This is a genomic window from Kistimonas asteriae (assembly GCF_018263925.1).
Classification (GTDB): Bacteria; Pseudomonadota; Gammaproteobacteria; order Pseudomonadales; family Endozoicomonadaceae; genus Kistimonas; species Kistimonas asteriae.
In genome coordinates, this window is the sequence record NZ_JAEVHF010000007.1 from 129,036 (window position 1) to 142,352 (window position 13,317).

Consider the following 13,317-nt stretch of genomic DNA (forward strand, 5'->3'; position numbering starts at 1 on the left):
GCACTGAGAAAACGAAAGGCCGTATTCTATCGCCATACGGCCATTTTATCACCCTGCAATTGTATCAGATGGTTACGCAATTGCTGCATGACTTTGTAAAGACAACAGCGCCAGCCTAATGCCCGCGCAGTCAATCACTCATCTTTCTGCTTGATCAAACGGCGAGGCGCAACCAGCCCCTCATCGGTAATTTCACCAATACCGAGGAATACATCCGGCGCATCTGTCATCGAACGATAGATGCGGACAAACCCTGACGTGGGTGCCCGAGGCACCTGGATAGACTGCCCCTGCAAAAGGTAAAAACTGCTGGCCTCACCCAGTGCCACAGCCGGCATCTGACTTACCGCACTGTCCTGGGACATAAGAAGATCATCAAGCGCCTTGTGACCACCACCATCGCGCACTTGTTCCAGCGCTTCCAACGTGAAGGAACCTTCTTCACAGTAAGGGCCCGCCTTCAAGCGTCGCAGGTCAATAATATGCGCCCCACAACCCAGTATTTCACCAATATCCTCAACCAGCGTGCGGATATAGGTACCTTTGCTGCAGTCCACCTCAAGCTCAATTTCATCGCCACGGAAAGCAGTCATTGCTAACCGGTAGATATTGATGGGACGAGCTTTACGCTCTACTTCAATACCTTCGCGCGCAAGCTTGTACAGCGGCTGGCCATTGTGCTTGATCGCAGAATACATGGAGGGAATCTGCTCACCAGGCCCACGAAATTTTTCCAGCACCGCCTCAACATCACGCTCAGTGACCGCAACCGGACGCTCCTGGATCACCTCACCCTCAGAGTCGCCTGTTGCCGTACGAATACCCAGTTTAGCGACAGTCCGATAACTTTTATCGGAATCCAGTAGGTATTGAGATAGCTTGGTCGCCTCACCCAGACAAACAGGCAAAACGCCCGTAGCCAGAGGGTCGAGACTTCCCGTATGACCGGCCTTCGCCGCACCATACAGACGCTTCACACGCTGCAAGACATCGTTGGAAGAGGCGCCGGTTGGCTTATCGATAATGACAATACCATTGACATCGCGCCCTCTGAACTTCCTACGCTTTGCCATCCGTAGCCTCCTCATCACTTACATCGACTTGCCGTTCACCATCACGGGCGACCGCACTGTCAATCAACGAGGAAATGTAACTGCCACGTTCGATGGTTTCATCATAATGAAAACGCAGGGTGGGCACGAAACGAATCTGCATACGCTTGGCCAGCGTGCTACGCAGGAAACCGGCCGCCTGCTTCAGCACATCCACAGCCTCATCCGTAGCCTTTTGACCATCCAGCCCAAGAAACGTGACATAGACGTCAGCAAACGCGAGATCCTTACTAACGGTCACCGAACTGACTGTCACCATTCCCAGACGGGGATCTTTCATTTCCAGTTGCAGAATACCCGCAAGCTCTCGCTGCATCTGGTCCGCAATACGCTGGGTACGACTGAATTCTCTTGGCATAAGTCTACTATATACAAACAATCTGCAGGCAATCCGGACGCTCCCTGACAATCAGCCTGCCAAATCACAGATCACTGTCATCCAAAACAACAGCAGCCTGCCTGCAAAGAAACAACATCCTGTCCGGCCCTGAAAAGCACAGAGCTTAAACACAAAAAGCTGCCGAACCCGAAGGTCCGGCAGCTCACATTATCAGGAGGAATTACAGGCTCCGTTCAACCTGAACAGACTTGTAAACCTCAATCTTGTCGCCGACCTTGACGTCATTGTAGTTCTTCACGCCAATACCACATTCCATGCCGTGTCGAACTTCCGCAACGTCATCTTTGAAGCGACGCAATGACTCGAGCTCACCCTCGTAGATCACCACGTTTTCACGCAGTACGCGAATGCGCTCATTACGGTAGACGATACCTTCAATGACCATACAGCCAGCAACAGCACCGATTTTCGGCGCCTTGAAGACATCACGCACCTCAGCAACACCGACAATCTCTTCACGGAAGGTTGCCTTGAGCATGCCGGTCAGGGCCTGTTTGACATCGTCAATGATGTCATAGATGACGCTGTAATAGCGCAGACCCAGACCTTCAGATTCGACGACACGGCGCGCCGCAGAGTCAGCACGGACGTTAAAGCCAACCAGAATCGCGTTGGACGCCAGCGCCAGGTTCGCATCAGTTTCAGTCAGGGCGCCTACACCACCATAGACAACCTTGACATCGACCTCATCATTGCCCTGCTCCTGCAGTGCGGCAGTGATCGCCTCCAGAGAACCACGAACATCGGTCTTGAGAACCACCTTGAGGGTTTTCTTCTCATCAGACCCCATATCCTTGAACATGTTCTCGAGCTTCGCTGCCTGCTGACGAGCCAGCTTCACTTCACGGAACTTGCCCTGACGGAACATGGCGATTTCACGGGCTTTGCGCTCATCCTGAACAACCAGCATCTCATCACCGGCATCCGGCGTACCATCCAGACCCAGAATCTCAACCGGGATGGACGGCCCTGCCTGCTCAATGGCCTTGCCATTTTCGTCCAGCAATGCACGAACACGGCCATACTGCTGACCGACCAGCACATTATCGCCACGGTTCAGCTGTCCCGCCTGTACCAGCACAGAGGCAACGGGACCACGCCCTTTATCCAGACGGGATTCAATCACCACACCACGGGCGGAACCTTCGGCAATCGCAGTCAGCTCCAGCATTTCAGATTGCAGCAGAACAGCATCCAGCAGATCCTCAATACCCTGACCCGTATGGGCAGACACTGGTACGAACTGCACATCACCACCCCAATCTTCCGGAATGACATTACGCTGTGCCAGCTCATTCTTGACACGATCCGGATCAGATTCAGGCTTGTCCATCTTATTGACGGCGACAACGATCGGTACACCCGCATCACGAGCATGCTGTACCGCTTCCTCAGTCTGAGGCATGACACCATCGTCTGCAGCGACCACCAGGATAACGATATCGGTCGCCTGCGCACCACGGGCACGCATGGCGGTAAACGCGGCGTGGCCAGGAGTATCCAGGAAGGTGATCATGCCCTTTTCAGTCTGCACATGATATGCACCGATATGCTGGGTAATACCGCCGGCCTCACCTGACTGCACCCGTGACTTACGGATATAGTCAAGCAGCGAGGTCTTACCGTGGTCAACGTGACCCATGACAGTCACGACCGGTGCACGGGAGATGCTTTCGCCCTGAGGTACAGACAGCTCCTGCTCAAGGGTATCTTCAATCTGATCAGCCTTGACCAGCTTGACCTTATGCCCCATCTCCTCAACAACGATGACAGCGGTTTCCTGATCAATCACCTGATTGATGGTCACCATGGTGCCAAGCTTAAACATATACTTGACAACATCCGCCCCTTTGACGGCCATTTTCTGAGCCAGATCGCCAACCGTAATGGTTTCCGGAATAGTGACTTCACGGACAACCGGCGCAGTCGGTCTGGTAAAGCCATGCTCCATACCAGCAGATGGCTTGAACGGCTTCCGGGACAGTGTCGGGCGACGATCATCACGGCGATCCTTACGACCACCCTTACCCTTGGCACCACCACGACCACGACGATCATCATCACGATCGTCAGTACGCTCTTTCTTGCCTCGCTTGGCAGCAGGCCCACGACGGTTACCGGATTCAGCTTCCTGCAACTTAGCCTGTTGCTCAGCCTGGCGACGCTCTTCTTCAGCCTTCAGCTTGGCTGCTTCTTCAGTCTGCCGACGACGCTCCTCTTCCTTACGCGCCACATCTTCGCGGCCACGCTGAGTACGCGCCGTTGAGCGAGCCTCTTTCTCAGCACGCAGACGCACACCATCCTCTTCGCGACGCGTATCCTGCTGCTGACGCTGCTCACTTTCCTGCTCTGCAGCCTGCTCACTTTTCACGAAGGTGCGCTTCTTACGCACTTCAACGTTAACGATCTTGTTCTTGCCCGAGCCGCCTGCCACCTTCATCTGGCTGACAGTCTTCCGCTTCAGGGTAATCTTGCTCGGCTCCGACACACGGGGTGCCTCACCATGCGCTTGCTTCAGGTAAGCAAGCAGGGCAGCTTTCTCATGATCCGATACGGTCTCACCAGGCTCTTTGTGAGAAAGCCCTGCATCTTTCATTTGCTGCAGAAGTCGATCCACCGGAGCTCCGACCACTTCGGCAAGTTGTGCTACTGTTACATCTGCCATCTAACTTCTCCTCTAAAGTGGCCTGCTCAGTTCTCTTCTCCAAACCAGCAGATATTCCGCGCCTTCATGATCAACTCTCCAGCACGTTCCGCATCCAGCCCTTCGATCTCAAGAAGATCATCTGTCGCCTGCTCCGCCAGCTCTTCCAGCGAAGTCACGCCACGGGATGCCAACTCAATGGCCAGAGGCTGCTCCATACCATCAAGATTCAAGAGATCTTCTGCAGGCTGGGCACCCTTGAGCTTTTCTTCGTCAGCAATCGCCTGAGTCAACAGTTTGTCTTTGGCGCGCTGACGCAGCTGGTTGACGATCTCTTCATCAAAACCGTCAATGGCCAGCATTTCCTCAAGAGGCACATAGGCCACTTCTTCCAGGTTTGAAAAACCTTCTTCAACCAGAACCGCGGCCAGGTCCTGATCCACATCAAGCCATTCAACGAAACGATCAACCAGACGACCCGCTTCCTGGCTCTGCTTTTCCTGAGCAGCTTCTTCAGTCATTACGTTCAATGTCCAGCCAGTGAGCTCACTGGCCAGGCGTACATTCTGACCACCACGACCAATCGCCTGGGCCAGGTTATCTTCCGCTACCGCGATATCCATGGTGTGGTTATCTTCATCCACAACAATGGAAGCGACTTCAGCCGGCTGCATTGCATTGATGACCAGCTGCACCGGATTGTCATCCCAAAGCACAATGTCAACACGCTCGTTCTGCAACTCATTGGACACTGCCTGAACCCGAGCACCGCGCATACCTACGCAGGCACCCACTGGGTCAATACGTCCATCATTGGTTTTGACAGCAATCTTGGCGCGAGATCCAGGATCACGGGCCGCGGCCCGAATTTCGATGACTTCTTCAGCAATCTCCGGCACTTCAATCCGAAATAGCTCTATCAGCATCTCGGGAGCAGTACGGCTCAGCATTAGCTGAGGACCACGCCCCTCTTCTGAAATATGACTCAGAAGCGCGCGAACATGACTGCCCATACGGAAGTTTTCTCGAGGAATCACCTGATCCCGGCGAAGAATACCTTCCGCATTGTTACCCAGATCAATGATATACGTGTCGCGGTTAGTCTTTTTAACCGACCCCGCAACCAGCTCACCGACTTTGTCACGATAGGAATCAACGATCTGCCGGCGCTCAGCTTCACGCACCTTCTGAACAATCACCTGCTTGGCGGCCTGGGCAGCAATACGCCCAAAAGCGATAGACTCAGCCGGCTCTTCCCAGACATCACCGATTTCCAGCGCTTCGTCTTTCTCCTTCCCTTCATCAAGGGTCAGGTGAGCACCGGGAATCTCAAAATCTTCATCCGCCACAACGGTCCAGCGGCGGAACGTATCATAGTCGCCACTCAATCGATCAATGGCCACCCGGATATCGACTTCGGTTTCGTAGCGTTTCTTGGTGGCTGCTGCCAACGCCACTTCAATGGCTTCAAAAATAACATCGGGCGGCACGCCCTTCTCATTGGAAACCGAGTCAACGACCAACAGGATCTCTTTGCTCATGCTCTGCCTCTCGTATCGATAATTCTGGTCATTCCTGTCGGGCCTGCGCCGTCATCTTCAGCCAGACACTTTATTAGAACTGAGGAACTACATGGGCCTTTTCAATGGCATCCACGGGAAACAGGAACTCATGCCCTTCACAGACAATCACCACCTCATCACCCTCAATACCCTTGATCACCCCTTTGTACTTACGTCGCCCTTCAAAAGGAACCCGCAACCGCACATTGACCACCTGACCAACATGACTTTCATATTGAGCCAACGTGAACAGTGGTCGATCGAGCCCTGGGGAAGACACCTCCAGCGTATACTCACCACTGACAGGGTCTTCAACATCCATCACAGCACTCAGCTGTCGACTGACTTTCTCGCAATCATCAACAGTAACGCCCTGATCGGTCTCGATATAGACCCGCAACAGGCTATGGCGCCCCTGCGCCAGGAGTTCGAGCCCCCAGAAGGTGCAGTCCTGCCCTTCGACGACTGGCTCGATCAGCTCGTGTAATACTTCCAGCTTGCTAGCCACTTACACCGCCCTCAGCAACTGACTGTGAACCCTGCCCGCCTCATTACGCCCCCTGCGTCAGCAGACAGCCACAACCTTCGCGTTGCCAGAAACAGGCGACAATTTAAAGCAATAAAAAATGGGCTATATAGCCCATCCTGCGACCTTGCCATCAGCAGGGACAACAGCGGATGTCCTGCCGCGGCAACAGCTTATGCCTAGCAAAAAAGCCCCTCTAATGAGGGGCTTTTTCACAATCTCGAAACTGATCCGGCATCTTTATTGCCTTAGAAGGCAACCTACATTTTTACGACACCTTGCAATCAGCTCCTCTAAATGACTGACTAATTATATTGCCATATCACAGAATCGGTCAATTCAGCTGGCCGAATTCATGCATCGACCATCTACAAATTCTCTGGTGCCGAAGGCGGGACTTGAACCCGCACGCTCAGTGAGCACCACCCCCTCAAGATGGCGTGTCTACCAATTCCACCACTTCGGCTACACCCAAACTACAACCTTGGCAGACGCATCATGTCACTCAGCAGACTTCGACACATCTCCCTCAGAAGACGCGGCAGAGTCTATCATAGGGGCATCGGAAGAATCTACAGAAATTTCATCCACCATCGGCGCATCAGTATTCACTGCAGGCACCTCCTGATAGGTCTCAGTAATCTCTGCAGGCACCCCCACATCCAGCATGGAATCCGCCTTTTGTTTGGCCACCATGGCCAGACCAAAGCTGGTCAAAAAGAAAACAGTCGCCAGCACCGCTGTTACGCGACCCAGAAAACTTGCCGACCCCTGACTGCCAAAAACAGTCTGCGATGCACCACCCCCGAAGGACGCACCGGTGTCCGCCCCCTTACCCTGCTGCAGCAGCACCAGCGCTACCAGGGCAATAGCAATAACCACATGAATAATTAGAATCACTGTTTCCATCTAGATTTAACCTGCAGCTCTACAGATAGCAAGAAACTCTTCAGCCTTGAGGGATGCACCACCTACCAGGGCACCATCCACATCCGACTGACCTAAAATATCGACCGCATTCGATGCCTTAACGCTGCCACCATACAGAATACGGGTTCGGGCAGCCATGTCAGGGCAACGCTTTTCAAGTAATCCGCGAATTTCAGCATGCACATCCTGAGCCTGCTGTGGCGTAGCTGTCATACCCGTGCCTATCGCCCATACAGGCTCATAAGCAATAACGAAATCATTGAGCAGAGAAGCATCCACACTATCAAGCACTGCGCCAAGCTGACGACTCACTACAGACATCGTCTCGCCCTGCTCTCGCTCCTCAAGCGTTTCACCAACGCACAACACCGGCACCAGATTCTGACCGGCAATCAACGCAAACTTGGCTGCAACAACAGCATCCGTCTCATCATACAGTGCACGCCGTTCAGAATGCCCCACCAGCACATAAGAGCAACCAAACTCTGCCACCATGGCAACAGCTGTTTCACCCGTATAGGCACCAGCGGCACCGTCTTGCGCACAGACATTCTGCGCACCCCAGGCAACCGATGAACCATCCAACGCTTCTTTTACCTGAGAGAGATAGATCGAGGGAGGAAAAACGGCCACCCCTGCCTTGTCACAGCCCTCTGTCAAGCCAGCGGTCAGGCCATCCAAAAGCCCGGTAATCATGGCGTGGGAACCATTCATTTTCCAGTTACCGGCAACCAATGGCTTGCGCATACTACACCTCGGTCAGAATGAAGGCTCGGAATGTTAGCGTACCGGGGTACTTTAGACAACCAACTCCGTTGTCAAGCACCCCTATTTCAAACACACTCAAGCATCATCCCAACTGAGACTCAACCACATCTGCAAGCTCACGACAGCAGTCTGCAACCTCCTGATACTCTTCACCTTCGACCATTACCCGTATCAATGGCTCAGTACCGGATGGCCGCAACAGAACACGCCCACGCCCGGCAAGCCGCGCCTCAGTCGCCTGCAAAGCTTCGCTTACCGCCGGATTGACAGAAACATCCACCTTCTCAGACAGCCGGACATTAATCATCACCTGAGGGTATTTGGTCATATCCGATTTGAGTTCATGCAGAGAACGGCCGGCCTCCACAACTGCACGCAACACCTGCAACGCAGAAACAATCCCATCCCCCGTTGTAGAAACGTAGCGACAGATAATATGGCCAGACGACTCACCACCCAACTGCCAGCCTTTTTTCAATAGCAGCTCATTAACATAACGATCACCCACGGCGGCACGCTCAAACGGAATACTCAGATCCGCCAGGGCTTTTTCCATGCCGAGGTTACTCATCACCGTTCCGACAACACCACCGGCCAGCTCGCCACGGGCACGCCGGAAAGCAGCTGTGATGTAGATGAGCTCATCCCCATCAACTACTTCCCCCTTGTGATCCACCATCATCAGCCGATCGCCATCACCATCAAACGCGATACCAAGGTCAGCTTCACGAGCAACCACTTCCGCGCGCAAGGCATCCAGATGCGTAGAACCGACATCTTTATTGATATTCAGTCCGTCTGGCTGGACGCCGATCACGTCGACCGTCGCACCCAACTCCCGGAACACCGCCGGACCAACATGATAAGTCGCACCATGAGCACCATCGACCACAATCTTAAGGCCAGACAGATCCAACCCCGAACCCACTGTCGCCTTGCAGTATTCAATATACCGACCTGCCGCATCCTCAATCCGCCGAGCTTTACCCAGACAGTCAGGCTCGACGACCTCCAGAGGCTCATCCAGCATTCGCTCTATTTCAAGCTCAACGTCATCCGGTAGCTTGTCTCCACGGGATGAGAAGAATTTGATGCCATTATCATGATAAGGATTATGGGATGCGCTGATGACAATACCGGCACAGGCATTAAATGTACGCGTAAGATAGGCAATCGCAGGCGTTGGCATTGGCCCCAGCAACCAGACATCCACACCGGCCGCCGACAAGCCGGCTTCCAGCGCCGACTCAAACATATACCCGGAAATACGGGTATCCTTTCCAATAATAACGCGGTTTGCCCCCTGCCCCGCAAAGACCCGACCAGCCGCCCAGCCCAGCTTAAGAACAAACTCCGGTGTAATCGGAAACTCTCCGACACGACCGCGAATACCATCAGTACCAAAATACTTACGCGCCATTCTCACAATCCTTTCTACACCACCACATGCTTCATGCGGCTTCATTCAACGCTTTCAACGCCATAACCATATTCAATACATCCACGCTCTCAGCCACATCATGGACACGCAAAATATGGGCTCCGGCATTTAACACCAGAGCCGCCACCGCCAAACTGGCAGGCAAACGCCCACTGGCCGGACGATCCAGTATGGCGCCAATAAATGACTTACGAGACAAGCCCGCCAACACAGGCATACCCATACCAAGAAACTCGGAAAATCGCTGTATCATTGCCAGGTCATGCAGCGGTGCCTTGCCGAACATACCGCCACCAAATCCCGGATCCAGAATAATCTGTTCTTTTCTCACCCCGGCATTGACAGCAGCAGCAACACGCTCAGTCAGATAGACCTTTACATCAGCAACGACATCATCATAGTGCGGTACAAAGCCTGGCTCAGGCTGCTCTCTCAGTGAGTGCATAAGAATGACCGGCAAATCGAGTTCAGCTGCAGCCTGCAATGTGCCATCACGCGTCAGCGCACGTACATCATTGATAATGCCTGCGCCGGCCGACGCACCAGCCCGCATGACATCCGCTTCACTGGTATCCAGGGAAACAACAACATCCAACTCGCGGCGAAGCGCTTCAATCACCGGTACGATACGGTCAATTTCTTCCTGAACAGTAATTGTCTGTGCACCAGGACGAGTAGACTCTCCCCCCACATCAACAATGTCTGCACCCGCCTCGACCATCTCAACCGCATGCCGAACAGCCTTGTCGAGCGTATTGTAACGTCCACCATCGGAAAAAGAATCCGGCGTAACATTCAATATCCCCATAATCCGTGGGCGAGACAAATCGAGCAACCGATCTGAGCAGTTGAACACTGTTTGCATGATTCAGTTCCGGGAATGATTAAGGTACGCGGAGTATAAGTGCCCATCTGCGACTTTGACAAAGCAATAACCGTCAACATTGGACACGGTAAAACAACAAAAAAAGCCCGGAATGATCCGGGCTTTTTTGTTGACGAGCGATTAGCCTGCTGACCCTGGAACAGAGTCCGCATCACCCTCTTCAGACGGCTTGGACGATGAATCATCTGCATCATCCACTTCAGGCGCCTCTGAAGCCGTTGTCGCACCACCACTACCATTGGACTCATTCCAGTCACGGGGCGGACGAGGCTTCTTGCCAGCCATGATGTCGTCGATCTGATCAACACCAATGGTTTCATACTCCATCAGCGCGTCTTTCATCAACTCAAGCTTGTCGCGATTTTCTTCAAGAATACGCTTCGCACCACCATAACACTCATCAATGAGGGCACGAACCTCTTCATCAATCAGTTTGGCCGTTTCACCGCTGACATTCACATGATGGTTGCCCTGACTCTTACCAAGGAACACCTCACCCTCATCCTCAGCATAAAGCAGCGGACCCAACCGCTCAGACAAACCCCATTTGGTCACCATACTACGCGCCATCTGGGTTGCCTGCTGGATATCATTGGATGCACCAGTTGAGACACCATCCGCACCATACAACAGCTCTTCAGCAATCCGACCACCGTACAGAGAGGCCAGACGCCCCAGCAGATAGCGACGACTATAGCTGACCTTGTCCTCTTCAGGCAGATACATGGTGACACCCAGCGCCCGCCCACGAGGAATAATGGTCACCTTATAGACAGGGTCATGCTCCGGCATCATGCGACCGACAATGGCGTGACCCGCTTCATGATAGGCGGTCATTTCCTTGTCTTTCTCGCTCATAACCATGGATTTGCGCTCTGCCCCCATCATGATCTTGTCCTTGGCAAGATCAAATTCTTCCATGCGTACGACACGACGGTTGGAGCGAGCCGCAAACAACGCAGCCTCGTTCACCAGGTTGGCCAGATCAGCACCCGAGAAGCCCGGCGTACCACGCGCAATAACGGCTGGATTCACATCATCAGAAATCGGCACCTTGCGCATGTGCACTTTCAATATATGCTCACGGCCACGAATATCAGGCAGCGAGACCACAACCTGACGGTCAAAACGACCGGGACGCAGCAATGCAGGATCCAATACATCAGGACGGTTCGTGGCAGCGATAACAATGATGCCATCATTCGCTTCAAAACCATCCATTTCGACCAGCAGCTGGTTCAGTGTCTGCTCACGCTCATCGTGACCACCACCAAGACCGGCACCACGATGACGACCCACCGCATCAATCTCGTCAATAAAAATAATACAAGGCGCCTGCTTCTTAGCCTGCTCAAACATGTCACGGACACGGGATGCACCCACACCCACAAACATTTCCACAAAGTCTGAGCCGGAAATAGTAAAGAATGGCACCTTGGCTTCACCGGCAATAGCCTTGGCAAGCAGTGTCTTACCGGTACCCGGCGAACCGACCATCAGAACACCACGGGGAATCCGACCACCCAAACGCTGGAACTTACCCGGATCTTTCAGGAAGTCGACCAGTTCCTGAACATCTTCCTTGGCTTCGTCCACACCGGCTACATCGGCAAACGTGGTTTTGATTTGGTCTTCAGACAACAGACGCGCCTTGCTCTTACCAAAGCTCATAGGACCGCCACGGCCACCACCGCCACCCTGCATCTGACGCATGAAAAACATGAAAACAGCAATAATCACCAGGATCGGGAAACTCGCCACCAGAAGCTGGGTCCAGATGCTTTGCTTTTCAATCGGCTTGGCTTCAACCTGAACATTGTTGCGCAGCATCTCGTCCATTAACTTGTCGTCGCGGACGGTAGGCGGCAGGTTGACCTCAAAGCGCTTATTATCGTTGAGCACACCCGTGAGCGTGTAACCATCAATGGTCACCTGACTGACCTGACGATTATCCACCTGGGTAATAAAGTCGGAATAGTTAATCTTTTGCGTGGATGTCTGCATCCCGTCAAAGTTCTTGAAGACGGTCAGCAGCACAAGGGCGATGATCACCCATAAAATCAGATTTTTTGCCATGTCGTTCAACGTGTCTACCCTCACTGAGCGTATACGGTACGGCTGGACACTCTCAGAGCGCTCAGGACGTAGCGCGATTCTCATTGTACGCGGTTATACTACCGGGACGCTACAAATAAACCTTACTACAGAATACCTGCCTTAGACAGCATCCGGGCTATTGCCTGCTGCTATACCCCAGATAGTCCTGCTCTATCGATTTCAGCTCCGGAAATCCCTGCCTAACAGGTAGGTTTCCCTGGAGCGTGCCCTTGAAGCCAGCGGCTTGCGGGTCATCACCTTGCCAAAAGATCCACGCATGGCACGGAGATATTCATCAAATCCCTCGCCGTGGAAAATCTTGGTCAAAAATGCCCCACCCGGTTTCAATGTCTGAATAGCGAGATCCAGCGCCAGCTCCGCAAGATACATGGCTTTTGGCTGGTCAACGGCCTTCATACCACTCATATTGGGGGCCATATCGGAAATTACAAGGTCTATGCCGGAAGAGCCTGTTTCAGCCAGTATTTCCTGTAAAACGGCATCATCCGTGAAATCACCCTGGACAAAAGCCACACCTGCAATTGGGTTCATCGGCAGGATATCTGACGCCACGACCCGGCCATGATCACCGACCCGCTCAACCGCTACCTGGGTCCAGCCACCAGGCGCGGCACCCAGGTCAACCACATTCATGCCAGGGCGAAACAGACGGTCCTTATCATCAATTTCCAGCAGCTTATAACTGGCTCGAGACCGATAACCGTCTTTCAGGGACTGCTGGACAAACTGGTCGTCAAAGTGCTCCTTGAGCCAACGACCACTACTTTTGGATCTTGCCATAGATAACGAACTAAGAAGGGAGTGTTTAACAGGAGCGCTATTCTAGAGCCAACGGCCGCGAATGTTAACCAAAAAGGAAGTCCTGACTAACACGGGTTATCCCGTAGCGCCACACCGCAAGTTGCATTACCGGGCACGACCAGTACAATG

The 13,317-nt window shown here is 53.2% G+C and carries 11 protein-coding genes and 1 tRNA gene; all 12 read right to left on the reverse strand.

The annotated features are described in order from the left end of the window. Positions 1–134: 134 nt before the first annotated feature. Positions 135–1,073, reverse strand: coding sequence for a tRNA pseudouridine(55) synthase TruB (truB, locus tag KHS78_RS09985; protein ID WP_211827890.1), 939 nt, complete (start codon positions 1,071–1,073; stop codon positions 135–137). Further along, complete coding sequence (rbfA, locus tag KHS78_RS09990; protein ID WP_211827896.1) at positions 1,060–1,470, reverse strand: 30S ribosome-binding factor RbfA; 411 nt, start codon at positions 1,468–1,470, stop codon at positions 1,060–1,062. The genes truB and rbfA overlap by 14 nt, the downstream gene beginning before the upstream one ends. A gap of 202 nt (positions 1,471–1,672) precedes the next feature. Then, positions 1,673–4,177, reverse strand: a complete 2,505-nt coding sequence (infB, locus tag KHS78_RS09995; protein ID WP_211827898.1) for a translation initiation factor IF-2 — start codon at positions 4,175–4,177, stop codon at positions 1,673–1,675. Between the two features lie 26 nt (positions 4,178–4,203). Continuing rightward, positions 4,204–5,697: a transcription termination factor NusA gene (gene nusA / locus KHS78_RS10000; protein WP_211827900.1), complete on the reverse strand. Its 1,494-nt coding sequence runs from the start codon at positions 5,695–5,697 to the stop codon at positions 4,204–4,206. A gap of 73 nt (positions 5,698–5,770) precedes the next feature. Next, positions 5,771–6,226 (reverse strand): ribosome maturation factor RimP, encoded by a 456-nt coding sequence (rimP, locus tag KHS78_RS10005; RefSeq protein WP_211827902.1) that lies wholly within the window; start codon positions 6,224–6,226, stop codon positions 5,771–5,773. A gap of 398 nt (positions 6,227–6,624) precedes the next feature. Beyond that, positions 6,625–6,710: transfer RNA gene (locus KHS78_RS10010), tRNA-Leu, on the reverse strand. 35 nt (positions 6,711–6,745) lie between these two features. Then, positions 6,746–7,153 carry a preprotein translocase subunit SecG gene (gene secG, locus KHS78_RS10015; RefSeq protein ID WP_211827904.1) on the reverse strand — a complete coding sequence of 136 codons (408 nt, stop codon included), beginning with the start codon at positions 7,151–7,153 and terminating at the stop codon, positions 6,746–6,748. A gap of 6 nt (positions 7,154–7,159) precedes the next feature. After that, entirely contained in the window at positions 7,160–7,921 is a 762-nt protein-coding gene (tpiA, locus tag KHS78_RS10020; RefSeq protein ID WP_211827906.1) for a triose-phosphate isomerase, read from the reverse strand. A 103-nt stretch (positions 7,922–8,024) separates the two neighbouring features. Then, positions 8,025–9,362, reverse strand: coding sequence for a phosphoglucosamine mutase (gene glmM / locus KHS78_RS10025; RefSeq protein WP_211827908.1), 1,338 nt, complete (start codon positions 9,360–9,362; stop codon positions 8,025–8,027). 31 nt (positions 9,363–9,393) lie between these two features. Next, on the reverse strand, positions 9,394–10,248 hold the full coding sequence (folP, locus tag KHS78_RS10030) for a dihydropteroate synthase (RefSeq protein ID WP_211827917.1): 855 nt from the start codon (positions 10,246–10,248) through the stop codon (positions 9,394–9,396). A gap of 141 nt (positions 10,249–10,389) precedes the next feature. Next, positions 10,390–12,345, reverse strand: coding sequence for an ATP-dependent zinc metalloprotease FtsH (gene ftsH, locus KHS78_RS10035; RefSeq protein ID WP_211827926.1), 1,956 nt, complete (start codon positions 12,343–12,345; stop codon positions 10,390–10,392). A 201-nt stretch (positions 12,346–12,546) separates the two neighbouring features. Then, positions 12,547–13,167 carry a 23S rRNA (uridine(2552)-2'-O)-methyltransferase RlmE gene (gene rlmE, locus KHS78_RS10040; RefSeq protein ID WP_211827928.1) on the reverse strand — a complete coding sequence of 207 codons (621 nt, stop codon included), beginning with the start codon at positions 13,165–13,167 and terminating at the stop codon, positions 12,547–12,549. Positions 13,168–13,317 lie beyond the last annotated feature (150 nt).

Bases quoted from the DNA above. Each gene is read 5' to 3' on its own strand.
- truB (WP_211827890.1), bottom strand. From the start codon at position 1,073: ATGGCAAAGCGTAGGAAGTTCAGAGGGCGCGATGTCAATGGTATTGTC.
- rbfA (WP_211827896.1), bottom strand. From the start codon at position 1,470: ATGCCAAGAGAATTCAGTCGTACCCAGCGTATTGCGGACCAGATGCAG.
- infB (WP_211827898.1), bottom strand. From the start codon at position 4,177: ATGGCAGATGTAACAGTAGCACAACTTGCCGAAGTGGTCGGAGCTCCG.
- nusA (WP_211827900.1), bottom strand. From the start codon at position 5,697: ATGAGCAAAGAGATCCTGTTGGTCGTTGACTCGGTTTCCAATGAGAAG.
- secG (WP_211827904.1), bottom strand. From the start codon at position 7,153: ATGGAAACAGTGATTCTAATTATTCATGTGGTTATTGCTATTGCCCTG.
- tpiA (WP_211827906.1), bottom strand. From the start codon at position 7,921: ATGCGCAAGCCATTGGTTGCCGGTAACTGGAAAATGAATGGTTCCCAC.
- glmM (WP_211827908.1), bottom strand. From the start codon at position 9,362: ATGGCGCGTAAGTATTTTGGTACTGATGGTATTCGCGGTCGTGTCGGA.
- folP (WP_211827917.1), bottom strand. From the start codon at position 10,248: ATGCAAACAGTGTTCAACTGCTCAGATCGGTTGCTCGATTTGTCTCGC.
- ftsH (WP_211827926.1), bottom strand. From the start codon at position 12,345: ATGGCAAAAAATCTGATTTTATGGGTGATCATCGCCCTTGTGCTGCTG.
- rlmE (WP_211827928.1), bottom strand. From the start codon at position 13,167: ATGGCAAGATCCAAAAGTAGTGGTCGTTGGCTCAAGGAGCACTTTGAC.